Source organism: Geodermatophilus sp. URMC 65, assembly GCF_053502545.1.
Genome location: NZ_CP199954.1, coordinates 3,430,512 through 3,453,829, shown reverse-complemented (window position 1 = coordinate 3,453,829; position 23,318 = coordinate 3,430,512). Strand labels below are relative to the sequence as shown.

Annotated in this window: 22 protein-coding genes; 12 read left to right on the top strand and 10 right to left on the bottom strand. The window is 74.4% G+C overall.

All coding sequences use genetic code 11. From position 1 onward, the window contains the following. Nucleotides 1–4 precede the first annotated feature (4 nt). Nucleotides 5–1,525, bottom strand: coding sequence for a hypothetical protein (locus ACWIX7_RS16845; RefSeq protein WP_448617573.1), 1,521 nt, complete (start codon nucleotides 1,523–1,525; stop codon nucleotides 5–7). 111 nt (nucleotides 1,526–1,636) lie between these two features. Between ACWIX7_RS16845 and ACWIX7_RS16840 the strand changes: the two genes are divergently transcribed. The 6 genes from ACWIX7_RS16840 (at nucleotide 1,637) to ACWIX7_RS16815 (ending at nucleotide 7,240) form a co-directional block, all read left to right on the top strand. Beyond that, the gene (locus ACWIX7_RS16840) at nucleotides 1,637–2,446 is read left to right on the top strand and encodes a purine-nucleoside phosphorylase (protein ID WP_448617572.1); all 810 of its coding nucleotides are present in this window, start codon (nucleotides 1,637–1,639) and stop codon (nucleotides 2,444–2,446) included. Next, nucleotides 2,443–3,267 (top strand): NAD-dependent epimerase/dehydratase family protein, encoded by an 825-nt coding sequence (locus tag ACWIX7_RS16835; protein WP_448617571.1) that lies wholly within the window; start codon nucleotides 2,443–2,445, stop codon nucleotides 3,265–3,267. The genes ACWIX7_RS16840 and ACWIX7_RS16835 overlap by 4 nt, the downstream gene beginning before the upstream one ends. Next, nucleotides 3,264–4,889 (top strand): phospho-sugar mutase, encoded by a 1,626-nt coding sequence (locus tag ACWIX7_RS16830; protein WP_448617570.1) that lies wholly within the window; start codon nucleotides 3,264–3,266, stop codon nucleotides 4,887–4,889. The genes ACWIX7_RS16835 and ACWIX7_RS16830 overlap by 4 nt, the downstream gene beginning before the upstream one ends. Beyond that, a complete protein-coding gene (locus tag ACWIX7_RS16825) occupies nucleotides 4,889–5,581 on the top strand; it encodes a haloacid dehalogenase type II (protein ID WP_448617569.1) in 693 nt (230 codons plus the stop codon). Before ACWIX7_RS16830 ends, ACWIX7_RS16825 begins: the two co-directional genes overlap by 1 nt. A gap of 167 nt (nucleotides 5,582–5,748) precedes the next feature. Next, nucleotides 5,749–6,336 (top strand): DUF6318 family protein, encoded by a 588-nt coding sequence (locus ACWIX7_RS16820; RefSeq protein WP_448617568.1) that lies wholly within the window; start codon nucleotides 5,749–5,751, stop codon nucleotides 6,334–6,336. 421 nt (nucleotides 6,337–6,757) lie between these two features. Further along, a complete protein-coding gene (locus ACWIX7_RS16815; protein WP_448617567.1) occupies nucleotides 6,758–7,240 on the top strand; it encodes a hypothetical protein in 483 nt (160 codons plus the stop codon). A gap of 153 nt (nucleotides 7,241–7,393) precedes the next feature. On the opposite strand, the gene ACWIX7_RS16810 is transcribed toward ACWIX7_RS16815, so the two are convergent. Continuing rightward, nucleotides 7,394–8,284, bottom strand: a complete 891-nt coding sequence (locus ACWIX7_RS16810) for a Gfo/Idh/MocA family protein (protein ID WP_448617566.1) — start codon at nucleotides 8,282–8,284, stop codon at nucleotides 7,394–7,396. Nucleotides 8,285–8,286: 2 nt separating this feature from the next. Next, nucleotides 8,287–8,910 carry a uracil phosphoribosyltransferase gene (upp, locus tag ACWIX7_RS16805; RefSeq protein ID WP_448617565.1) on the bottom strand — a complete coding sequence of 208 codons (624 nt, stop codon included), beginning with the start codon at nucleotides 8,908–8,910 and terminating at the stop codon, nucleotides 8,287–8,289. A gap of 169 nt (nucleotides 8,911–9,079) precedes the next feature. Between upp and ACWIX7_RS16800 the strand changes: the two genes are divergently transcribed. From ACWIX7_RS16800 to ACWIX7_RS16775, 6 genes are all read left to right on the top strand, one after another. Beyond that, a complete protein-coding gene (locus ACWIX7_RS16800) occupies nucleotides 9,080–9,541 on the top strand; it encodes a GNAT family N-acetyltransferase (protein ID WP_448617564.1) in 462 nt (153 codons plus the stop codon). After that, on the top strand, nucleotides 9,538–10,293 hold the full coding sequence (locus tag ACWIX7_RS16795) for a methyltransferase domain-containing protein (protein WP_448617563.1): 756 nt from the start codon (nucleotides 9,538–9,540) through the stop codon (nucleotides 10,291–10,293). The genes ACWIX7_RS16800 and ACWIX7_RS16795 overlap by 4 nt, the downstream gene beginning before the upstream one ends. Continuing rightward, nucleotides 10,290–11,285: a deoxyribose-phosphate aldolase gene (gene deoC / locus ACWIX7_RS16790; protein WP_448617562.1), complete on the top strand. Its 996-nt coding sequence runs from the start codon at nucleotides 10,290–10,292 to the stop codon at nucleotides 11,283–11,285. The genes ACWIX7_RS16795 and deoC overlap by 4 nt, the downstream gene beginning before the upstream one ends. After that, nucleotides 11,285–12,727, top strand: a complete 1,443-nt coding sequence (locus ACWIX7_RS16785; RefSeq protein WP_448617561.1) for an aldehyde dehydrogenase family protein — start codon at nucleotides 11,285–11,287, stop codon at nucleotides 12,725–12,727. Before deoC ends, ACWIX7_RS16785 begins: the two co-directional genes overlap by 1 nt. After that, nucleotides 12,724–13,590, top strand: a complete 867-nt coding sequence (locus tag ACWIX7_RS16780) for an aldehyde dehydrogenase family protein (RefSeq protein ID WP_448617560.1) — start codon at nucleotides 12,724–12,726, stop codon at nucleotides 13,588–13,590. Before ACWIX7_RS16785 ends, ACWIX7_RS16780 begins: the two co-directional genes overlap by 4 nt. Before the next feature lie 127 nt (nucleotides 13,591–13,717). Next, on the top strand, nucleotides 13,718–15,142 hold the full coding sequence (locus ACWIX7_RS16775) for a hypothetical protein (RefSeq protein ID WP_448617559.1): 1,425 nt from the start codon (nucleotides 13,718–13,720) through the stop codon (nucleotides 15,140–15,142). A 338-nt stretch (nucleotides 15,143–15,480) separates the two neighbouring features. Here the strand turns inward: ACWIX7_RS16775 and ACWIX7_RS16770 are convergent, their stop codons facing one another. The 7 genes from ACWIX7_RS16770 to ACWIX7_RS16740 form a co-directional block, all read right to left on the bottom strand. After that, nucleotides 15,481–17,037 carry a DEAD/DEAH box helicase gene (locus ACWIX7_RS16770; protein WP_448617558.1) on the bottom strand — a complete coding sequence of 519 codons (1,557 nt, stop codon included), beginning with the start codon at nucleotides 17,035–17,037 and terminating at the stop codon, nucleotides 15,481–15,483. 212 nt (nucleotides 17,038–17,249) lie between these two features. Further along, nucleotides 17,250–18,320: an adenosine deaminase gene (locus ACWIX7_RS16765; protein ID WP_448617557.1), complete on the bottom strand. Its 1,071-nt coding sequence runs from the start codon at nucleotides 18,318–18,320 to the stop codon at nucleotides 17,250–17,252. An 84-nt stretch (nucleotides 18,321–18,404) separates the two neighbouring features. Beyond that, nucleotides 18,405–19,223: an ABC transporter permease gene (locus tag ACWIX7_RS16760; RefSeq protein ID WP_448617556.1), complete on the bottom strand. Its 819-nt coding sequence runs from the start codon at nucleotides 19,221–19,223 to the stop codon at nucleotides 18,405–18,407. Further along, nucleotides 19,220–20,125 carry an ABC transporter ATP-binding protein gene (locus ACWIX7_RS16755; RefSeq protein ID WP_448617555.1) on the bottom strand — a complete coding sequence of 302 codons (906 nt, stop codon included), beginning with the start codon at nucleotides 20,123–20,125 and terminating at the stop codon, nucleotides 19,220–19,222. The genes ACWIX7_RS16760 and ACWIX7_RS16755 overlap by 4 nt, the downstream gene beginning before the upstream one ends. Before the next feature lie 200 nt (nucleotides 20,126–20,325). Next, the gene (locus tag ACWIX7_RS16750; protein WP_448617554.1) at nucleotides 20,326–21,603 is read right to left on the bottom strand and encodes a thymidine phosphorylase; all 1,278 of its coding nucleotides are present in this window, start codon (nucleotides 21,601–21,603) and stop codon (nucleotides 20,326–20,328) included. Then, on the bottom strand, nucleotides 21,600–22,007 hold the full coding sequence (locus tag ACWIX7_RS16745; protein ID WP_448617553.1) for a cytidine deaminase: 408 nt from the start codon (nucleotides 22,005–22,007) through the stop codon (nucleotides 21,600–21,602). Before ACWIX7_RS16745 ends, ACWIX7_RS16750 begins: the two co-directional genes overlap by 4 nt. Continuing rightward, a complete protein-coding gene (locus ACWIX7_RS16740) occupies nucleotides 22,007–23,284 on the bottom strand; it encodes an ABC transporter permease (RefSeq protein ID WP_448617552.1) in 1,278 nt (425 codons plus the stop codon). Before ACWIX7_RS16740 ends, ACWIX7_RS16745 begins: the two co-directional genes overlap by 1 nt. Nucleotides 23,285–23,318: the final 34 nt, after the last annotated feature.

Below are 23,318 nucleotides of genomic sequence, written 5' to 3'. Positions count from 1 at the left end.
GAGTCTAGGGACGAGCAGCCGTCCCGGCCGCCGGGGAAGCAGCCCCGACCAGGTCGTCCCCCGCAGTCCTCGGACGCGGCAGCCAGCGGGCGGCGGGCACCCGCGCCTGCACGGCCGCCACCGCCCGCCGTCCGAACCGCTCCTCGTCCACGACGGCGCTGCACAGGTTGCGCCCGACGACGAAGACGGCCCGGCCGTCCTGGGTCGGCAGCGCGGCCTCGACCAGCTCCCACGGGATGGTGTGGACGTCGCCGTCGCTGTCGCGGTGGGCCAGCTCGCGCTCGCCGACGACGAGGGCGACCCGGCTGTCCCGGGAGAACAGCCGGGCCAGCGCCGAGGGCCGGAAGGTCTCCCCCACCGGCAACTGGGTCTGCAGGTTGCACACGTAGCGGCGCTCGACCGGCCCGCCCGGACCGGCGTAGTCGACCTGTTCGGGCACGTACAGGATCGCCGTCGGCCAGGAGCCCTGCAGCGCCGCTGCCACGCGCTCGCCGGGCGTCGTCCGCCAGGTCGCCAGCACGTCCTGCACCGGGCGGAACGGCAGGCCGCTCACCGCGCAGTAGGCGGCGTCGGCGAGCTCGGACTCCACGACGGCACGCTCGTCGGCGTCCAGCTCCTCCTCGAAGCCGGCCACCGCGTGCGCGAGCTCCTCGGCGGTCGGGCCGGACGCGCACAGCTCCGTGTAGGCCTGCCAGAGCAGGCCGGCGACGGCCGCCTCCTGCCCCTCCCGGGCATCGAGGACCACGGCGACCTCGCGCCGGTCGGCCGTGATGTCGAGGGCCATCGAGTCGACGGAGTAGCTCAGCCCGCGGGCGAGGCGGGCGGTGTCGCGCAGCCGCTCCTTGAGCACCTCGATGCCGATGGTCAGCGCGGGGTCGCCCGGGCCGCCCGCGGACAGCAGCAGGCCGACGCCGGCGCCGTGGCCCTGGGTCCACACCGGCCCGGTCTGCGGCCGCGGCGCCGGGGCGGGGCGCTCGGGACGGGGGCCGGCCCGGAGCGGCAGCCGCAGTCCGGCGGGCAGCGGCCCGGCGCACCACAGCGCGGCGTTGTCGCGGACGAACCACCGGCGGGCGTGCGCCCGCACGGTCTCCTCGGTCAGGTACTCCGGGCCCGGCCCGTCGGCGACGGCCAGGCCCGGGCCGGTCAGGCCGAAGCGGGCGGCCCACAGCGCGCCGAGGGTGGAGTGGGCGGTGGAGCAGTTCTCCGCCTGCAGGACGCCGACCTCGAGCTCCATCCGCTCGGTGGGCAGGTCGGCCAGCGCCCGGCAGATGCCCTCGAGGAACGCGCCCACGGCCTCCGGACGGCCGGTCGCGTAGAAGGTCGTGGTGTCGACGTCGGTCACCGCGTTGCACCGCAGGTGCGACTTGGGCAGTGCCCCCATCGCGAGGTGCTCGACGAGGTGGGTGACCTCGATGGTCGCGAACGTCTCGTCGCGGAGCCCGACCCCGAACACGAGGGCGGCGGTGGTCCGTGCCGGGCCGTCGGCGGTGAAGACGGGGACGCCGTCGATGTCGATGCGCTGCACCCCGACACACTCGGCCTCCCGCTCACCCGCCTCCAGCGGACACGCCCGCAACGGGACAGCTGGGACACGTGTGCCCCGTCACCGACGCGAGCGCTGCGTTAGCGTCCGCTCGTGAGTGCACCCCCCGCCACCGACCCCGCCGCCCTGGCCGCCCGCGCGGCCGACGACCTGACCAGCGCGCTCGGCAGCGGCCACGAGGTGGCCGTCGTCATGGGGTCGGGCTGGGCGCCGGCCGCCGACGCCTTCGGCACCGTAGAGGCCAGCGTCGCCATCGGGGAGCTGCCCGGCTTCGCCGCCCCCACGGCGGTGGGCCACGGCGGCGAGGTCCGCTCGGTGCGCGTGGGTGACCGCAGGGTGCTGCTCTTCCTCGGCCGCACCCACCTGTACGAGGGCAGGGGCGTCGAGCCGGTCGTGCACGGCGTCCGGACGGCGGCCGCCGCGGGGGTGCGCACCGTCGTCCTCACCAACGCCGCCGGCGGGCTGGCCCCCGAGCACCGGGTCGGCCAGGCGGTGCTCATCAGCGACCACCTCAACCTCACCGCCCGCTCCCCGCTGGTCGGCGCCACCTTCGTCGACCTCACCGACCTGTACTCGGCCCGACTGCGGTCGCTGGCCCACGAGCTGGACCCGTCGCTGGCCGAGGGCGTCTACGCGGCGCTGCCGGGGCCCCACTACGAGACGCCGGCCGAGATCCGGATGCTGCGCACGCTCGGTGCGGACCTGGTGGGCATGTCGACGGCGCTCGAGGCGATCGCGGCCCGGGCCGCGGGGCTCGAGGTGCTGGGGCTGTCGATGGTCACCAACGCCGCGGCCGGCATCACCGGCGAGAAGCTCGACCACGAGGAGGTGCTCGCCGCAGGGAAGGCAGCGGCCGGCCGGCTGGGCGAGTTCCTGGTGCAGTTCATCGGACGGCTGCCGTGACCGGTCCGGTCCTGCTCACCGGTGCGGTCGGGCGGATCGGCGCGGTGCTGCGCGGCGGGCTGCCCGAGCGCGGCTGGGCGCTGCGCTCGCTCGACGTCGTCCCGGTGACCGATCCCCGTCCCGGCGAGGAGCACGTGGTCGCCGACGTCACCGACCCGGCCGCGATGGCGGAGGCCGTCTCCGGCGCCACCGCCGTCGTCCACCTGGCCGGCGTCTCCAGCGAGTCGACGTGGGCGGCGGTCTCCCACGCCAACATCGACGGCACCCACTGCGTGCTGGAGGCGGCGCGGCGGGCCGGCGTCCCCAGGGTGGTGCTGGCGTCGAGCAACCACGCCACCGGATTCACCCCGCGGCCGGCGTCCGGACTGCTCCGGGAGGACGACGGCCTCGCGCGGCCGGACACCTTCTACGGGGTGTCCAAGGTGGCGGTGGAGGCGCTCGGCGCGCTGTACGCCGACCGGTACGGCCTGGACGTCGTCTGCCTGCGGATCGGCACCGCAGCCCCCGAGCCGACGACGACCCGTCACCTGTCGACGTGGCTCTCCCCCCGCGACCAGGTGTCGCTGGTCGACGCCGCCCTGCGGGCGCCCTCCCCCGGGTTCGCCGTGGTGTGGGGCGTCTCGGCCAACACCCGCGGCTGGTGGGACCTCACCGCCGCCCGGGCGCTGGGCTACGAGCCGGCCGACGACGCCGAGGCCTACGCGGCGGCGCTCGTCGCGGTGCACGGCGAGCCCGATCTCGCCGACCCGGTGCACGGCCGTGTCGGCGGGGAGTTCACGACGGCCGACTTCGACGCCGAGCACTTCGAGGAGGGTGCGTGAGCCTGGTCGAGACCGCCCGGGCCTGGGCCGACGCCGACCCGCACGACGGCGACCGCGCGGAGATCGAGGCGCTGATCGAGGCCGGGAACCGGACGGAGCTGGAGCGCCGCTTCGCCGGGCCGCTGACCTTCGGCACCGCCGGGCTGCGCGGTCCGCTGCGTGCCGGGCCGGCCGGGATGAACGCCGCCGTGGTCACCCGCGCGGCCGCCGGCCTGGGCCGCTGGCTGGCCGACGCCGGGCACGCGGGTGGCGGCGTGGTCATCGGCTTCGACGCACGCCGGCGCTCCGACGAGTTCGCCCGGGTCTCCGCCGCGGTGCTGGCCGGCGCGGGGTTCGCCGTCCAGGTGCTGCCGCGTCCGCTGCCGACGCCGGTGCTGTCCTTCGCCGTCCGGCACCTGGGCTGCGCGGCCGGGGTGATGGTCACCGCCAGCCACAACCCACCCGACGACAACGGCTACAAGGTCTACCTGGACGACGGCGCGCAGCTGGTGCCACCGGCCGACCGCGATATCGAGGCCGCGATCGCCGCCGTCGGCCCGGCGCGCGAGGTGCCGACGTCCGACGACTGGCTCACCCTCGGGGACGACGTCGAGGCCGACTACGTGGCCGCGGTCGTGCGCGCGCTGGACCCCGCCACGGTGCCGGCGATCGTGCGGCAGGGGCTGACCGTCGCCTACACCGCGATGCACGGGGTCGGTGCCGCGACGACGCGAGCAGTGTTCGCCGCCGCCGGGTTCGCGCCGCCGGTCAGCGTGCCCGAGCAGGACGAGCCCGACCCGTCGTTCCCGACGGTCGCCTTCCCCAACCCGGAGGAGCCGGGCGCGGTCGACCTGCTGCAGGGGCTGGCCGAGCGGCTGGACGCCGACGTGGCGATCGCCGAGGACCCCGACGCCGACCGCTGCTCGGTGGTCTGCGACGGCCGGCAGCTCACCGGCGACGAGGTCGGCGGGCTGCTCGGCGACTGGCTGCTGCGCCGCGGGGTGCGCGGCACGTACGCGGCGTCCCTGGTCAGCGGCTCGCTGCTGCACGCGCTGGCCGAGGCGCACGGCGTCCGGTTCGCCGAGACGCCGACCGGCTTCAAGTGGATCGTCCGCGCCGGCACCCCGGAGCAGCCGCTGGTCTTCGGCTACGAGGAGGCGCTGGGCTACGCCGTCGCACCCGACGTCGTGAAGGACAAGGACGGCATCTCCGCCGCGCTGGCGGTCGCGCTGCTCGCTGCCGAGCTCAGGGCCACCGGCCGCACGCTGACCGACAGGCTCGACGAGCTGGCCCTCGAGCACGGGCTGTTCGCGACCGGGCAGCTGTCGGTGCGGGTCGAGGACCTCTCCCGGATCGGCGCGATGATGGCGCGGCTGCGGTCGGACCCGCCTCGCCGGTTGCTGGGTCGGGAGGTCGTCGCCTCCGACCTGCTCGACGAGATCCCCGCGGTGGACGCCGTCCGGCTGCTCGGGGACGGTGTGCGGGTGATCGTGCGGCCCAGCGGCACCGAGCCCAAGCTCAAGGCGTACCTGGAGACGGTCGTCCCGGTGCACGACGACGCCGGCATCATCGCCGCGCGCGGCCGGGGTGCCGACGAGCTCGACCGGCTGCGCGACGAGATGTCGGCGGCCCTGGGGCTGTAGTGGACGTCCGCGCGCTGGTCTTCGACGTCTTCGGGACGGTGGTCGACTGGCGCGGCGGCGTCGCCCGCGAGGTGTCCCGGCTGCTGGGTCCTGCGGTGGACGCGTTCGCCGTGGCCGACGACTGGCGCGAGCGGTACGTGCCGTCGATGGAGCGGGTGCGCTCCGGCGAGCTGCCGTGGACGCCGCTCGACGCCCTGCACCGCTCCTCGCTGTCCTCGGTGCTCGCGGACGCCGGCCTGCCCGACGTCCCCGCGGACGTGCGCGACGAACTGGTGCTCGCCTGGCACCGGCTGGACCCGTGGCCGGACGCCGTGCCGGGTCTGCGCCGCTTGTCACGCCGGTTCGTGCTGGCGCCGCTGTCCAACGGCAACATCGCGCTGCAGGTGGACCTCGCCCGGCGGTCCGGACTGCCGTGGGACTGCGTGCTCGGGGCCGAGGTCGTGCGGCACTACAAGCCCGACCCGGAGGTCTACGACTCCGTTCCCCAGCTGCTCGCGGTGCCGCCGCCGTCGGTGGTCATGGTGGCGGCGCACCTCGACGACCTGGCCGCCGCGCGGGCGCGCGGGCTGCGGACGGCGTACGTGCACCGGCCCGACGAGTTCGGCGGGCGGGTCGTGCCGCCCGGGACGGACCCGGACGCCGACGTCTCGGTGTCCTCGTTCGAGGAGCTCGCCGACCGCCTGGGGGCGTGAGGCGGGCCGTTGCCGGGCTTCCTCGTGGGTGCCCGGTGCTGCAGCGCCCGCAGTGCGTGAGGAACCCCGGCAATGCGTTCGGGTGGTTGTCCACAGCGGCGCGTGCCCGGCGCGGCGGAGGTCCGTAGTCTCCCGGCGACCGGTGATCGACACGGGGGTGGACGACGGTGACACGGCGCTGGACCCTGCGCCTCCTGGCGGGCCTCGCGGCCGGCGCGGTGGTGCTGAGCGGCTGCTCGGAGCGGCAGGAGGCGGCCGACACGCTGCCCGAGGCGGACGCCACGCCCAGCGCGTCGGAGCCCGAGCTGCCACCCCTGGGTCCGCCCGATCTCCCGATGCCCGCCGAGGCTCGCCAGAAGACCCCCGAAGGCGCCGCTCAGTTCATGCGGTACTACATGGCTTTGAATGCGTACGTAGCCGAGGGGCCTTTCGACCCAACCCCACTGTTAGACCTTAGCGCTGACTGTGCGTACTGCCAACAGTTAGCAGAGTCGTACGACGAAGACCGATCGGCCGGCTACACATACGGCGACTTTACGTACTCTTTTCAGGAAAACGGCCCAGGGCTCCTATCTGGAGACGCGGCTGAAGTGGGATTTGTTTATAGCCAGGGCGCCGCCGATACCTACGACTCGTCCGGTCAACTGGTTGCCGATCGATCAGCTCCCGAATCGGGAACTCTACAAGGTGGTGCGCATCTGTTCTGGGATGACCTGCGAGTCAGTTGGATCGTCACCAGCATGACGATCGGCTAGTCAGTTGACACGCAAGCGCCTGACCCTTGCGTTGGCAATGGTGACCATCTGGCTAGCGCAGCCTTCAGTTGCTACTGCCGAATGCGTTCGGGGTATCTGCAGTGGACCCGAGGTGTCCGTCGGCAACGGCACTCTGGAGGCTTCATACGTTTACAGCTCGGGCAGCACCTGGGTCGCCACTCAGGAGGCACCTGAGGCCCACCCATACATTTACCGACTTATCGATCCCTGCGTTGTTAACGATGCCGCAACTGGTAGTTGCGACGGGCGGGATTTCAGAGCTTGCCAGGCAGCACCTGGTCAAGTATTGGATTTTCTAGTGATCCAACAGCGCAGGATTTTCCTAGCCGATGACACGGCCGACGACTTTGCGGCACTTCCCGGTACGGCACCGGGTACTCCAATTGGAGACTGGGACGAAGTGACCCGAACGTGCGTCGACATCACGGTGTTGAACCCGCCGCCGTCCCCGGCCGAGGTCTACCGCTACTTCCAGACGCTGCCGCTGCCCGACCTGCCCACCCAGCAGCAGCCACCCGGCAACGCGCTGGCCGGGCTGCCCGTCGTCTTCTACACCGACGGCCCGACCACCCAGACCTTCACCGTCGACATCCGGGGCTTCACCGTCGACATCGTCGCCACCGCCAGCGCCTTCACCTGGGACACCGGCGACGGCACCGTCCTGCACACCACCGACCCCGGTGCTCCCTACCCCGACCACACGATCAGCCACGACTACCGCAGCGGCACCTACACCGCCTCGCTGACCACCACCTGGAGCGGCACTTTCAGCGTCGATGGCGGCGCGACGGCCGACGTCCCCGGCACCACGACCACGGACGGCCCGCCGGCGACCTTCACGGTCCTCCAGGCCAGCCCCGTCCTGACCAACCCGTTCGACTGACCCACTGTCGCGCTGTTCCTGACGCCTCTGCGCCGTTGCAGCAGCGCGGAGGCGTCAGGAACGGCGCGAGAGTGCGGCACTGCCGGCGCCGTTGGTGCACTGCCGGTGTTGCAGCGGCGGCCACCCACGGCCGCGTCGTCACCCGGACGGGGATCAGGACGGGACCGGCTCCCGGCAGCCGGACTGCAGCGCGCGGGCAGCGGTCGCCAGCACCGCGACGACGTCGCGCGCGAAGCCGACGTCGCACGGGTGCGTCCCGCCGGTCACCACGGTCACCTCCAGCTCGTCGACCGCCGCGGAGAACGACTCGGCCGGGCTCTCGGTGTCCGGCAGCAGCACCAGCCGGCCGGCGTCCCCGTGCACGAAGAACTCGACGCCCGTCGACATCGGCCCCACGGTGTGCGACAGCGTCAGCGTCGAGGCGACGCCGGGCGTGGCGTGCTGCAGCACCAGGTGCACGGTGTCCCCCGCGCCGGCCCCGGCCTGCACGGACACCACCGGGCCCAGCGTGGGCAGCAGCAGGGAGAGCGCGTGCGGGCCGATGTCCCACAGGGCACCGTGCTCGCGCCGCCAGGCCGAGTCGAAGGGGCTGCCGGCCAGCGCGCTCAGCCACGAGCCGGCGCCACCGGCGAGCCGCGTGCGGGCGGCCTGGGCCATCCAGGTCGACGTCCCGGCCTGGAAGCGGAAGGTGAAGAACACGACCGACGCGACCCCCGCGGAGCGCACCGCGGCGACCACCCGGTCGGCCTCGTCGAGCGAGAGCCCGATGGGCTTCTCCAGCAGCAGGTGCTTCCCGGCCGCCGCGGCCTGCTCGGCCAGCCCCACCTGCACCGACGGCGGGACGGCGATCGCCACGGCGTCGGCCTGGTCGAGCAGCGCGGCCAGGTCCGAGAACCCGGGGACGTCGAAGTCCGCGCCGACCGCCTTGGCCTTGGACAGGTCGCGGCCCCAGACGCCCACCAGCTCGGCGCTCGGGTGCTCGGCCAGGGCGGCCGCGTGGACCGTCCGGGCCCAGTGGCCGGTGCCGAGCACCCCGAAGCGCATGGTCAGACCGCCCCGAACTGACGGTCGCCGGCGTCCCCGAGGCCAGGGACGATGTAGGCCTTGTCGTTGAGCCCCTCGTCGACCGAGGCGGTGAACACCCGCAGCGGCAGCCCGCTCTCCTCGAGCCGGCGCAGGCCCTCCGGGGCGGCCAGCGCGCACAGCACGGTGATCGAGGAGGCGCCGCGGTCGGTCAGCAGCCCGCAGCAGTGCACCAGCGACCCGCCCGTGGCCAGCATCGGGTCGAGGACGAAGACCTCCCGGTCGACCAGGGACTTCGGCAGCGAGGCCATGTACGCCTCGGGCTGGAAGGTCACCTCGTTGCGGGCCAGGCCGACGAAGCCCATCTGGGACTCCGGCAGCATCCCGTGCGCGGTGTCGGCCATCCCGAGCCCGGCCCGCAGCACCGGCACGATCAGCGGCGGCGCGGCCAGCCGGTAGCCGGTGGTGTCGGTGACCGGCGTGGTGATCGGCTCCTCGGCGACGGGCAGGTCCCGGGTGGCCTCGTAGACGAGCATCTGGGTCAGCTCCGCCAGGGCCGCGCGGAACGCCGCGTTGTCGGTCCGCTCGTCGCGCATGCGGGTCAGACGGGCACGGGCCAGCGGGTGGTCGACGACGGTGAGCTGCACGCGCGACACGGTAGCGGCCCGGTGGACCCCGGCTGCCGGCGCTGGCACCATCCCCGCTGTGACGACGACGCAGGAGTGGCGCCGCCGGTAGGTGGCTGCCCTCGTCGTCCGGCCCACCCGTCCCCGGTGGGCCGCGCACCCGGTCCACCTCCGTCCGAGGAGACCGCCCGTGCCACCGATCGAGCTCGGAGCCCTCCCGCCCGGCGCGGTCGGCGAGTTGCTCACCCTGCAGCGCGCCGCCTACGTGACCGAGGCCCAGCTGTACGACGACGTCCGGCTGCCGGCGCTGGTCCAGACCCCCGACGAGTTGACCGACGAGTTCGCGCAGGGCACCTGCCTGGCCGCGCTCGCCGGCAGCCGGCTGGTCGGCGCGGTGCGCACCCGCGAGCGGGACGGCGTCCTGCACGTCGGCCGGCTGGTCGTCGCACCCGACCTGCAGGGCCGGGGCATCGGCACGCGGCTGCTGCTGGCCGCGGAGCGGTCGACCACGCCGCCACGAGCGGCCCTGTTCACCGGCGCGCGCAGCACCGCCAACCTGCGGCTCTACCGCCGGCACGGCTACGTCGAGACCGCGCGGGAGCCGGTGCGCCCCGGGCTGGAGCTCGTGCACCTGGTCAAGGAGCTGCGGTGAGCGAGCTGCGCGGCGCAACCGACATCGGGGACTTCCTGGTCAGCGCCCGGTCGTTCGACGAGTACCGCGCGATGTTCGCCCTGACCGACGCCGAACTGGACGGCCGGGTCCTCGACTGTCCCGGTGGTGGCGCCTCGTTCACCGCGGCGGCCCGGGCCCGCGGCACCGGGGCGTTCGCGGTGGACCCCGTCTACGCGAGCCCACCGCGCGAGCTCGTGGCCCGTCTCGACACGGAGCTGGCCCGCGGCAGCGCCTGGGCCACCGCCAACGCCGAGCGCTACGTCTGGGACCACTACGGCGACCCCGCCGCGCACGCGCGGCTCCGGGCGGAGTCGGCGGCGGTCTTCGCGCGCGACCTGGCCGAGCGCCCGGGACACCACGTGGCGGCCGCCCTGCCGCACCTGCCGTTCGCGGACGGCGCCTTCGACCTGGTCCTCTCCTCGCACCTGCTGTTCACCTACGCCGACCGGCTGGACACCGGGTTCCACGTCGCCGCCCTGCGCGAGATGGCGCGCGTGGGCGCCGAGGTGCGCGTCTACCCACTGGTCGACCAGGCCGGCCGGGCCCTGCCCGACCTGCTGGCCGCCGTGGTGGCCGAGCTCGGCGACGCCGGCGTGCAGGCGCGGGTGCAGGACGTCCCCTACGAGTTCCAGCGCGGCGCGCGCAGCATGCTGCGCCTGCGGTCGGTCCCCACCCGCACGGGTGTGCGGGGCGCGGGGGCGCCGGGCGCGGGAGGGAGAATGCGCCCATGACCCACGTGCTCGACCCCGATGCGCCGGCGGCGGCGATCCCGCCGCGGCGCGAGCCCCCGGCGCCGTACCTCGACGTGACCCGCTCCGACGCCGCCTTCCGGGCCTTCCTGCACGGGTTGCCCGGCGTGGACCAGGTCGGCGCCGAGTCGCGGGTCGCCGTCCTGGGCACCCGGTCGATCAAGACGACTGCCAAGGCCTGGGCCCTGGACACCGCCGTCTCGATGGTCGACCTGACGACCCTCGAGGGCTCCGACACCCCGGGCAAGGTGCGCAGCCTGGCGGCCAAGGCCCGCCGTCCCGACCCCACCGACCCCACGACACCGCAGGTCGCCGCGGTCTGCGTCTACGGCGACCTGGCCGGGGTCGCCCGGGAGGCCCTGACGGGCACGGACGTCCACGTCGCCGCCGTCGCCACCGCCTTCCCCAGCGGCCGGGCCAGCCGCGCGGTCAAGCTCGCCGACGTGCGGGACGCCGTGGCGAACGGCGCCGACGAGATCGACATGGTCATCGACCGCGGCGCCTTCCTGTCCGGGCGCTACCTCGACGTGTTCGACGAGATCGTCGCGGTCAAGGCGGCGTGCGGGGACGCGCACCTCAAGGTCATCCTCGAGACCGGCGAGCTGGTCACCCTCGACAACGTCCGCCGCGCCTCGTGGCTGGCGATGCTCGCCGGCGGCGACTTCATCAAGACCTCCACCGGCAAGGTCTCCCCCGCCGCCACCCTGCCGGTCTGCCTGGTGATGCTGGAGGCGGTCCGAGACTTCCGCGCCGCCACCGGCCGCCAGGTCGGCGTCAAGCCCGCCGGCGGCATCCGGACGACGAAGGACGCGATCAAGCACCTTGTCCTCGTCAACGAGGTCGCCGGGCCCGACTGGCTCTCCCCCGACTGGTTCCGCTTCGGCGCCTCCAGTCTCCTCAACGACCTGCTCCTGCAGCGGCAGAAGCAGCGCACCGGCCACTACTCCGGCCCCGACCACGTGAGCGTCGACTGATGACACAACTGTTCGAGTACGCCCCCGCGCCCGAGTCGCGCTCGATCGTCGACGTCGCGCCGTCCTACGGCCTGTTCGTCGACGGCGAGTACGTCGACGGCTCCGGGACCCCCTTCAAGACGGTGAACCCGGCGACGGAGGAGGTGCTCTCCGAGGTCGCCAGCGCCACCGACGCCGACGTCGACCGCGCCGTCCGCGCCGCCCGGCGCGCCTTCACGCGGGTGTGGGGGCCGATGCGCCCGGCCGACCGCGGCAAGTACCTGTTCCGCATCGCCCGGCTGCTGCAGGAGCGGGCCCGCGAGTTCGCCGTCCTGGAGTCCCTGGACAACGGCAAGCCGATCCGGGAGTCCCGCGACGTCGACGTCCCCCTGGCCGCGGCGCACTTCTTCTACCACGCGGGCTGGGCCGACAAGCTGGACTGGGCGGGCCTGGGCCCCGGCCCGCGGCCGCTGGGCGTGGCCGGTCAGGTCATCCCGTGGAACTTCCCGCTGCTCATGCTGGCCTGGAAGGTCGCCCCGGCGCTGGCCACCGGCAACACCGTCGTCCTCAAGCCGGCCGAGACCACCCCGCTGACCGCGCTGCTGTTCGCCGAGGTGTGCCGCCAGGCCGACCTGCCGCCAGGCGTGGTCAACATCGTGACCGGCGCCGGCGACACCGGCCGGGCCGTCGTCGAGCACGCCGACGTCGACAAGGTCGCGTTCACCGGCTCGACCGAGGTGGGCCGCTCCATCGCCCGCGCCGTCGCCGGGACCGGCAAGAAGCTCACCCTCGAGCTCGGCGGCAAGGCGGCCAACATCGTCTTCGACGACGCCCCGATCGACCAGGCCGTCGAGGGCATCGTGCAGGGCGTCTTCTTCAACCAGGGCCACGTGTGCTGCGCCGGCAGCCGGCTGCTGGTGCAGGAGTCGGTGCACGACGAGGTCATCGCCTCGCTGCAGCGGCGGATCGGCACCCTGCGCCTCGGTGAACCGCTGGACAAGAACACCGACATCGGCGCGATCAACTCGCACGCACAACTGGCCCGCATCCGGGAGCTCGTGGACGTCGGCGAGGCCGAGGGCGCGTCGAGGTGGCAGCCGGCCTGCGAGCTGCCCGAGCGCGGCTACTGGTTCCCGCCGACGGTCTTCACCGACGTCTCCCCCGCCCACCGCATCGCCCGCGACGAGGTCTTCGGCCCGGTGCTGAGCGTGCTCACCTTCCGCACGCCCGACGAGGCCGTCGCCAAGGCGAACAACACCACCTACGGGCTCTCGGCCGGCATCTGGACCGAGAAGGGCTCGCGGATCCTCGCCATCGCCGACCGGCTGCGCGCCGGCGTGGTGTGGGCCAACACGTTCAACCAGTTCGACCCGACGTCGCCCTTCGGCGGCTACAAGCAGTCCGGCTACGGCCGCGAGGGTGGCCGGCACGGGCTGGCCGCGTACCTGGAGTGTGCCCAGTGAGTGACCGGTTGGCCGTCCGCAAGACGTACAAGCTGTACGTGAACGGCGCCTTCCCGCGCTCGGAGTCCGGCCGAACCTACGAGGTCACCGACACCAAGGGGGCGTTCCTCGCCAACGCCGCGTGGGCCTCCCGCAAGGACGCCCGGGACGCCGTCGTCGCCGCCCGCGCCGCCTTCGCGAAGTGGTCGGGCGCCACGGCCTACAACCGCGGCCAGGTGCTCTACCGGGTGGCCGAGGTGATGGAGGGCCGGCACGCCCAGTTCTGCGAGGAGGTCGCGGCCGGGGAGGGCCTGTCGTCGTCCAGGGCACGGGCCGCCCTCGACGCCGCCATCGACCGCTGGGTCTGGTACGCCGGGTGGACCGACAAGCTCGGCGCCGTCCTCGGTGGGGCCAACCCGGTCGCCGGGCCGTACTTCGACTTCTCGCTGCCCGAGCCCACCGGCGTCGTCGCCGTCCTCGCGCCGCAGCGCTCCTCGCTGCTGGGTCTGGTCAGCGTGCTCGCGCCCGTGCTGGCCGGCGGCAACACCGCCGTCGTCGTCACGTCGCACGCCCGGCCGCTGCCGGCCGTCACCCTCGGCGAGGTGCTGGCCACCAGCGACGTCCCGGCCGGGGTGGTCAACCTGCTCACCGGGGACGCCGGGGAGGTCGGTCCGTGGCTCGCGGAGCACGACGACGTCGACGCCATCGACCTCACCGGGGCCCCCGCCGACCGCGCGATGGAGCTCGAGCGCCTCGCCGCGGGCAGCATCAAGCGGGTCGTGCGGCCGCCGGCCGAGGAGCCGGACTGGTCGGCCGACCCCGGCCTGACCCGGCTGACACCGTTTCTGGAGACCAAGACCGTCTGGCACCCCATGGGCCTCTGAACGGCCCGTCCCGGGTGGCCCGCCGCGGCCCCGTCCAGGGGCACCGCCCTGAGCTCGCGAAGGGCGGGGAGGACGGGGCCCTTCCGCGGTGCGGAGGACGGGGTCCTCCATCGGGCAGGATGGGCGCGTGGCCCGGCCCAGCATCGTCCCCATCGCCCTCACCGTCGACGACCGCACCGGCTTCACCCTGTGGGCTCCGCCGTGGGAGGAGGACGGTGAGGAGTGGCAGGCCTTCCTCGGCACCTCCGAGGACGACCGGGCGCGCGTGCACCTCTTCCCGACCCCGGACGCGCTGGCCGCGTTCTGCCGCACCCGCACCGACCACGACCTCGCCGACCACCCGGTCTGGCCCGTCGTGGTCGGGCTGGGCGCGGCGGACCTCACGCCCGACGACGACCACCGCTACGACCTCGACGGCGTCTACGACATCGCCGCCGAGAACCCCGACCGGTGGGCGGTCGAGGAGCTGGCCGCGACCATCGACATCGTCACCCGGCTGGCCGAGTGCCTCGACGTGGAGGACGACGCCGACGACGAGCTGACCGACACCGACGACGAGCCGGACGTCGACGACGACGACATCGAGCTCGAGCGCCGGGCCGACGGCGCCGTCACCCGCGGTGGGGAGTTCGGGGCGCTCGCCGAGCTCGTCGCCCGCCCCGAGATCGGCTCGCTGGGGCTGGGTGTCGACGCCTTCGTCGGCCGCTCCGGCGAGGACGCCTGGGTCGGCGTCGGCAGCGCTCTCGACGACCTGTGGGAGGACGTCCTCGACGAGCTCGGCACGCACCTGGACTGGACCGGCGGCGGCACCGTCTCCCTCGACGACTACCCCTCTGCGGCGGAGGCGGACGAGGACGAGTACGAGGAGGACGACGACCTCGAGGACGACGCCGCGGCGGCTCCGCGCCCGGCGGGCGGCGCGACCGCAGCTGCAGCGGCCGGTGTGAGCACCATCGCCCGCCCGGGCCGCATCGCCGCGTCGCCCGCGGACGTCGCGAAGGCCGCCGAGTTCTGGGAGGCCGTCGGCATCCTGCCGGTGGAGGTCGTCGTGCCCGAGGGCGCCGGCCTCACGCTGCGCTGCTACGTCGAGGACCGGGCGCGCTTCCTCGGCCGCGACGGCGAGGTCTTCCTCTTCGGCTCCCCCGAGGACCTCACCCGCTTCTGCCGCGGCAGCGAGGCGCACGACCTCACCGAGATCGCCTCCTGGCCCGAGGTCGCCGACACCACCACCCCGCCGCTGCCCGCCGACCAGGACCGCTACGACCTCACCGAGACCAGCGAGGTGCTGGCCGAGGTCGCCGGTGGCGCGGCCGGGCTCGTCGACCACCGGGTGCTCGCCCAGCAGGTCGAGGGGGTGCGCGACATCGCCGAGTACGCCGGGCTGACCCGCGTCGAGGAACTGCTGCGCCCCGACGCGCCGCTCGGCCGCGCCGTCGCCCGGAGCGAGCGGGTCCCGGACACCCCGCTGCGCGCCGAGGACGCCGCCGCGCTGCGCCCGGCCTGGGACGAGGTCGTCACCGAGGTCAGCAGCGCGCTCACCTTCCGCGACTGAGGGAGGACCCCCTGCTCCCACGGCTCGCAAGCTCGCGGCGGCCCCTGCAGGGGGCCGGCGGGAGTCTGGAGGGTGGCCGTTCCAGTACGTCACCAGGCTCGCGGTGGGCCCCTGCAGGGGGCCGGCTGGAGTCTGGAGGTGGCCGCCGTCCGCCCTGCTCCCCGAGTTGATCATGGGGTTGTCGCCGATGGAGACGCCGGCAGCCGCGTGTCCGCGAGCGACGACCCCACGATCAACGGCGGTGGAGGGGAGGCGGCAGCGGCACCCACCGCGAACGGCAGCGGCCGGCCCCGGGTAACCGGGACCGGCCGCTGCCGTCTGTCAGGAGTGGTCCTCGCTCAGTCCGCCGACCGCTCGGGCCGACGGCCCTGGCCGCGGTACGGGCTGGACCGCCGCTCCCCGCGCTCGCCGTAGGACCGCTCGCCGCCGTAGGGCCGCTCGCCGTTCCCGCGGGAACGCTCGCCGTACGGGCGGTCGCCGTACGCCGGGCGGTCGCCGTCCCGGCGCGGCCGCTCCCCGTGGGGACGGCGCGGCCGGTCGCCGTCGCGGCGCGGACGGTCGCCGTCCCGCCGGGGACGCCGGCCCCCGGGGCCCCCGGCGGGACGCCGGGACTCGCGCACCGGGCGCTCCACCGGCTCGACGTGCACGCCGCTGGCGACGAGCTCGGCGATCGGGGCGTCGCCCGGACGGACCCGGGACACCTCCGGCTCGACCTTGGCCTGGCGGAACCGGCGCTTGGCCTGGCCCACCTGGTCGGGCAGCAGCAGCGAGACCACGACACCGCCGGCGCCGGCGCGGGCGGTGCGGCCCGAGCGGTGCAGGTAGGTCTTGTGGTCCGCCGGCGGGTCGTAGTGCAGCACCAGCGAGACGTCGTCCACGTGGATGCCGCGGGCGGCGACGTCGGTGGCGACCAGCACCGGGCTGCGGGCGTCGGTGAACGCCTCCAGGGCACGGCGGCGGGCACCCTGCGGCAGCCCGCCGTGGATCGCCTCGGCCTTGATGCCGGCGGCCTGCAGGTTGCCGGCCAGCCGGTCGGCGCCGAGCTGGGTCCGCACGAAGACCAGCGTGCGGCCCGGGCGGGCGGCCAGCTGCTCGGTGACCGGCACCTTGTCGCGGAAGGCGACGCTGTAGGCCAGGTGCTCGGCCAGCGGGGCGTCGTCCCCGGCGCGCTTGACCTCGTGCCGCGCCGGGTCCTTCAGGTAGCGGCGGACCAGGGTGTCGACCTCGCCGTCCAGCGTGGCCGAGAACAGCAGCCGCTGGGCGTCGGGCCGGGTCTGGTCGAGCAGCTCCTGCACGACCGGCAGGAAGCCGAGGTCGGACATGAAGTCGGCCTCGTCGACGACGGTGACCTCGACCTCGTCGAGGGTCGCCTCACCCTGGCCGATCAGGTCCTGCAGCCGGCCCGGGGTGGCGATGATCGCGTCCACGCCGCGGCGCAGCTGCTGGATCTGCCGGTACATCGAGGCGCCGCCGTACACGGTGGTCAGCTGGACGCCGATCGACTGCCCGAGGGGCGCGAGGTTGTCGAAGACCTGCTGGGCCAGCTCGCGGGTCGGCACGAGGATCAGCCCGCGCGGAGCACGGCGGCCCCGGCGGACGTCGGCACCGAGGCGGGTGAGCATCGGCAGGCCGAAGGCCAGCGTCTTGCCCGAGCCGGTGGCGGCCTTGCCGAGCACGTCGCGCCCGGCGAGGGCGTCGGGCAGCGCGGAGGCCTGGATGGCGAAGGGGGTGCGGATGTCGCGCCGCTCGAGCGCGGTCACCAGCTGCTGGGGCAGGCCCAGCTGGGCGAAGGTCGGCGCGAGGTGGGCCGGGGGCGAGGCGATGGCCTCGGTCGGGGCCTCGACCTCGGGGGTCTCAGGGGTGGTCTGGACGTCGACAGTGTCGAACGTGGTCATGCGGGTGTGGGACTCCGATGCTTCTCGGCGCGCGTCCCGTGGTGGTGCGCGGACACCGTCGACCGGCGTCCTCACTGGCGATCACTGCGTCAGGGGACGCTGCGGATCTGCACGGATGCGCTCATGCCCGGACGGACCGTCCGGGAGGATGACCGGCGATTGCCGGTACACCCACCGTAGCAGCGCAGGTCACCGTGGCATTCCGCCAGTGATCAGGCTCGCAGCGCCGCGTACCCCGGGCGGACGACGTCGGCCAGCAGCCGCGCCCGCTCCTCCTCGGGCAGGAACGCGGCGGCGAGGGCCCGCTCGGTCACCGTCTGGACGTCGTCCCAGCCCCAGCCGCAGGTCCGCGCCACGTCGGTGAGCTCGCTGGTGACCGAGACCCCGCTCATCAGCCGGTTGTCGGTGTTGACGGTCACCGCGAAGCCGAGCCGGTGCAGCCGGCCGACCGGGTGCGCGGCCAGGGACGGGTAGGCGCCGGTCTGCACGTTGGACGACGGCGCGACCTCCAGCGGCACCTGTGCGTCGAGGACCCGCTGCGCCACCGGGCCGAGGGTGCCGTCCTCGGCGACCTCGTCGGCGATGCGCACGCCGTGCCCGAGCCGCTCGGCGTGGGCGCCGTCCAGCGCGGCGACGATGCTGTCGATGCCGGCGGCCTCGCCGGCGTGCACGGTGCGGTGCGCCCCGGCGCGGTCCAGCAGTGCGATGGCCGAGGGGTGCCGGTCGGGCGGGAAGCCGATCTCCGGGCCGGCCAGGTCGAAGCCGACCACGCCGTCGTCCCGGTGGCGCACCACCAGCTCGGCCACCTCGTCCCACCGGTCGGCCTGCCGCATGGCGCACAGCAGCGTGCCGACCGTGATCGGCGTCCCCGCCCCGGCGGCCTCGGCGCTGCCCTTCGCGAAACCGTCGAGGATCGCCTCGACCGCCTCCTCGATCGGGGTGCCCTGCGCCGTCAGCAGCTCGGGGGCCATGCGCACCTCGGCGTACACGACGCCGTCGGCGGCCAGGTCGAGCGCGCACTCGCGGGCCACCCGGCTGACCGCCTCGGGACGCTGCATCACCGCGACGGTGTGCGCGAAGGTCTCCAGGTAGCGCACCAGCGAGCCGGTTGGGGCCGTAAACCAGTCGCGCAGCGCCTCGGGGTCACCGGCGGGAAGGTCCCGGTAGCCGGCCTGGTCGGCGAGCTCGAGCACCGTCTGCGGCCGCAGCCCGCCGTCCAGGTGGTCGTGCAGGAGCACCTTGGGAGCGCGGCGGATCGAGTCGGCGTTCAGCGGTGCGGGCACCCTCCCATTCTCGTCAGCCCGACAGGGGGGCTTGAGCCGGGGACGGCACCCGGCCGGGTGGACGCCGGTGGGCCGACGATGTGCTCAGCCCTCGCGGTCCTGCCAGCGGAAGGTGAGCGCGCAGAGCACGAGTCCGGCCACGCACCACAGGCCGAGCACCAGGGCGACGGTGCCGAGCTCCCACGACCCGGCCGGCTCGCGGGCGGCCAGCGCGTCGGGGAGGAACACCGAGCGCAGGCCCTGGGCCAGCCACTTCACCGGGAACACCGCGGCGACGTCCTGCAGCCAGGCGGGCACCTGGTCGAAGGGCATGAAGACGCCCGAGACGAACTCCAGCACCAGCGCGATCGGGGTGACCGTCGCCGACGCCGACCGGCCGTTGCGGGCCAGCGTGGAGACGACGATGCCCAGCAGCGTGCACGCAGCCGCACCCAGCACCGACACCCACGCGAAGGTCAGCCAGTCGGCGCCCGAGGGCAGGTCGATGCCGTACACGAGGACGCCGACCAGGAGCAGCAGCACGATGGTCGCGACCGCCACCGCCAGCACCTGCACGACCTTGCCGACGAAGTAGGCGCTGGCCGGCATCGGCGTGCCCCGGAGGCTCTTGAGCGTCCCGTCCGAGCGCTCACCGGCGATGTGGATCGCCATGTTCTGCAGGCTGGACCCGACGATGCCCGCGGTGATCACCCCGGCCATGAAGTACTGCGGGAAGTCGACGCCGGCACCCAGGTCGTAGTCGAGCACCGCGCCCAGGCCCAGCAGCAGGATCACCGGGAAGACGAGCGTGAAGACCACCGACTCGCGCTGGCGGAAGAACTCCTTGAGCTCGACGCCGGCGCGGGTGAGGTGGATCCGGCCCAGCGGGGGCAGCGCGGTGCGCTCCGGGGCGGCGGTGGTCACGAGTTGTCCCCGATCATCTTCAGGTAGACGTCCTCGAGCGTGGGACGGGCGACCGTCAGGTCGGGTACCTCGCCGGGGAACCGGGCGGCCAGCTCCCGCACGAACGCGGTCGGCGTGGTGGTCTCGGCGGTGCGCCGGACGCCGTCCTCGGTCCACCGGACGACGGCGGGTGCGGTCCCCCGCCCACCCAGCGCGGCGGGGACGGCGACCTCGGCGAGCTGGCCGCGGGCGAGGACGCCGACCCGGTCGGCCAGCGCCTCGGCCTCGTCGAGGTAGTGGGTGGTCAGCAGCATCGTGGTACCCAGGTCGCGCAGCGAGCGGATCAGCGCCCAGAACTGCCGCCGGGCCTCGGGGTCGAAGCCGGTGGTCGGCTCGTCGAGGAACAGCAGCCGCGGCCGGCCGACGATCCCCAGGGCGACGTCCAGCCGCCGGCGCTGGCCGCCCGAGAGGGTGCGGCCGCGCGCGCCCGCCTTCTCGGTCAGGCCCACCAGCTCCAGCACCTCGTCGGGGTCGCGCGGCTCGGCGTAGTACGACGCCCGCGCCACGAGCAGCTCGCGCACCGACAGCTGGCTGTCCCCCGCACCCGACTGCAGCACGATGCCCAGCTGGGCCTTCCAGCGCCGTCCGCCCTTCGCCGGGTCGGTGCCCAGGACGCGCACCTCGCCGCCGTCCCGCTTCCGGTAACCCTCCAGCACCTCGACGGTGGTGGTCTTCCCGGCGCCGTTGGGGCCCAGCAGCGCGAAGATCTCGCCGCGGCGGATGTCGAGGTCCAGGGCGTCGACGGCGGTGCGGTCGCCGTACCGCTTCACCAGGCCGCGGACCGAGATGGCGGCGTCCGGGTCCAGCGGGTCGCCGGGCCGGGGCCGGTTGTCGGCCACCACGGGCACGGACGGACTCGTCACGGGGACACAGTGTCCCCCGGCGCCCGGGATGAGCGCGCCCACCCCTCCCCGGAGCCTGCCCCACCCCCGACGATCATGGAGTCGCGGTGGCGACACGTCGGTGAGCGCCGGTGTGTCGCCACCGCAGCTCCATGATCACCTCCAGTTGGCCGTGACCTGCCCTGGGAGGCGTCTCCGACCGCCTCGCAGGGCGACACGGCTCAGGCGGTGATGCGGTCGAGGACGAGGGGCAGCGGCTGCTCGCCGGTGTCGACGCCGACCGCGCCCTCCAGCGCCTCCAGGGCCCGCGGGATGCGCGCGGCGTCGTCGGTGTGCAGCTCCAGCAGCGGCTGACCGGCTCCCACCTGCTCCCCCACCCCGGCGGTCCAGGTGATGCCGGCGGCGGGCGACACCGGGTCCTCCTTGCGCGCCCGGCCGGCGCCCAGCCGCCAGGCGGCCACGCCGAGCGCGTAGGCGTCCAGTCGGGTGAGCGTGCCGGTGGCCGGCGCGGTCACCACGTGCTTCTCGGCCGGCTGCGGCAGCGGAGCGTCGGGGTCGCCACCCTGGACGCTGATCATCCGCCGCCACACGTCCATGGCCCGCCCGTCGCGGAGGGCGTCGGCCGGGTCGACGTCCGCCCGGCCGACGCCGGCCAGCATCTCCCGCGCCAGCGCCAGGGTCAGCTCGACGACGTCGGCCGGACCGCCGCCGGCGAGCACCTCCACCGACTCGGCCACCTCGACGGCGTTGCCGGCGGCGCGGCCCAGCGGGCGGTCCATCGCCGTCACCAGGGCCACGGTGTGCACGCCGGCCGCCTCGCCGAGGCCGACCATCGTGCGGGCCAGCTCGCGGGAGGCGTCCGGGTCCGTCATGAACGCCCCGGAGCCGGTCTTCACGTCGAGCACGAGCGCGTCAGCGCCCTCGGCGATCTTCTTGCTCATGATCGAGCTGGCGATCAGCGGGATCGACTCCACCGTGCCGGTGACGTCGCGCAGCGCGTAGAGCTTCTTGTCCGCGGGGGCGAGGTCGTTGCCGGCCGCGCAGATGACCGCGCCCACCTCGCGCAGCTGCGCCAGGTAGGCCTCCTCGTGCACGTCGGCCCGCCAGCCCGGGATCGACTCGAGCTTGTCCAGCGTGCCGCCGGTGTGCCCGAGGCCCCGGCCGGACAGCTGCGGCACCGCCACCCCGCAGGCGGCGACCAGCGGCGCGAGCGGCAGCGTGGTCTTGTCGCCGACGCCGCCGGTGGAGTGCTTGTCGGCGGTCGGCCGGCCCAGCGAGGAGAGGTCCTTGCGCTCGCCCGAGTCGATCATCGCCTGCGTCCAGACGGCGAGCTCCTCGGGCGCCATCCCGCGGAAGAACACCGCCATCAGCAGCGCGCTGACCTGCTCGTCGGGCACCAGACCGCGGGTGTAGGCGTCGATCACCCAGCGGATCTGCTCGGGGCTGAGCTGCCCGCCGTCCCGCTTGGTGCGGATGACGTCGATCGCGTCGAAGGTCACCGAGCGGCCGCCTTCACCAGGTCGTCGGGCCCGAAGGCGTCGGGCAGCACCTCGCGCATCGGCACGATGCCGAGCGACACCGTCTCGATGAGCATCTCCGGGCCGCCGTGCTCCCACAGCAGCTGCCGACACCGACCACAGGGCATCAGCGGCTGCCCGTCGCCGCCGACGCAGGCCACCGCGACCAGCCGGCCGCCGCCGGTGCGGGCGAGGTCGCTGACCATGCCGCACTCGGCGCACAACCCCAGCCCGTAGGAGGCGTTCTCCACGTTGCAGCCGGTCACGACGCGGCCGTCGTCCACCAGCCCGGCCACGCCCACCGGGAAGCGCGAGTACGGGGCGTAGGCGTGCGTCATCGCCTCCCGGGCGGCCGCGCGCAGCGCCTCCCAATCGGGTCCGGCCACTAGTGCTCTCCTCGTCGGTAGACCAACCCGTCGGCCTTGGGCATCCGCAGGCGTTGGGAGGCCAGCGACAGCACGAGCAGCGTGGTCAGGTGCGGGGTGAAGAAGACGATGCCCTCGGGCAGCCGGTCGATGGTGAGGAAGCCGACCAGCGCGGCCACGGCGAAGACCCCGGCCAGCACCGCCTGCACCGGCTTGCGGCGCACCGCCTGGTACACCGCGACACCGGCCAGCAGGACGGCGATGAGCAGCAGCAGGGCCACCACCGCGGTCTGGCTGCGCAGCTGCAGCGCGTCGGCGAACCCGAACAGGCCCGCGCCGGCCGCCAGCCCCCCGGGCCGCCAGTTGCCGAAGATCAGCGCCGCCAGGCCGATGAAGCCGCGGCCACCGGTCTGGCCCTCGCGGTAGATGCCCGCGACGAAGACCAGGAAGACGCCACCGAGGCCGGCCAGCGCGCCGGAGATGACCACCGCGAGGTACTTCAGCCGGTAGACCGGGACGCCGAGCGAGTCCGCCGCGGCCGGGTTCTCGCCGCAGGAACGCAGCCGCAGGCCGAACGCGGTGCGCCACAGCAGCAGGTAGGACACCGGGACCAGCAGCACGGCCAGCAGGGTGAGCAGGCCGACGCCGCTGGTCAGCCCGCGCAGCAGGCCGGCCAGGTCGCTGACCAGGAACCAGTGCTGCCGTTCCAGGCCGCCGAGCAGGTCCGGCCCGGAGGACAGCACCGGCAGCGACAGAGACGGCGGGTCGCTGGCCAGGGACGGCGACTGCGTGGGGCCGCCACCGGTGCCCTCGGTGAACAGCAGCTCGGAGAGGAAGCGGACGACGCCCTCGGCGAGGATGTTGATGGCCACGCCGGAGACCACGTGGTCGACGCCGAAGGTGACCGTGGCGATCGCGTGCAGCAGGCCGCCGGCCGCGCCGAACACCATGCCGCCGACGACCGCGCCGACCCAGCCCCACTGGTAGCCGGCCCAGCCGGCGCCCCAGGTGCCGAGGATCATCATGCCCTCGAGGCCGATGTTCACCACGCCCGCGCGCTCGGACCACAGCCCGCCGAGGGCGGCCAGGCCGATCGGGACGGCGAGCAGCAGCGCCGCCGAGAGGGTCGACGACGAGGTGAGCTCCTGCTCCCCCGAGATGACCCGGACCAGCGAGAACAGCACCCACAGGCCGACGAGCAGCCAGAGCAGCCGCCGGGCGCGGCCGCCGCCGGTGAGCAGGTCGGTCAGGGGGCCGCGGCTGGGCCGGCCGGTGCGGGTCGCTGCCGTGGTGCTCATGCCAGGACCCCCGCGAGGACGTGGAGCGCCAGCG

Bases quoted from the DNA above. Each gene is read 5' to 3' on its own strand.
- ACWIX7_RS16740 (WP_448617552.1), bottom strand. From the start codon at position 23,284: ATGAGCACCACGGCAGCGACCCGCACCGGCCGGCCCAGCCGCGGCCCC.
- ACWIX7_RS16810 (WP_448617566.1), bottom strand. From the start codon at position 8,284: ATGCGCTTCGGGGTGCTCGGCACCGGCCACTGGGCCCGGACGGTCCAC.
- ACWIX7_RS16770 (WP_448617558.1), bottom strand. From the start codon at position 17,037: ATGACCACGTTCGACACTGTCGACGTCCAGACCACCCCTGAGACCCCC.
- ACWIX7_RS16785 (WP_448617561.1), top strand. From the start codon at position 11,285: ATGACACAACTGTTCGAGTACGCCCCCGCGCCCGAGTCGCGCTCGATC.
- deoC (WP_448617562.1), top strand. From the start codon at position 10,290: ATGACCCACGTGCTCGACCCCGATGCGCCGGCGGCGGCGATCCCGCCG.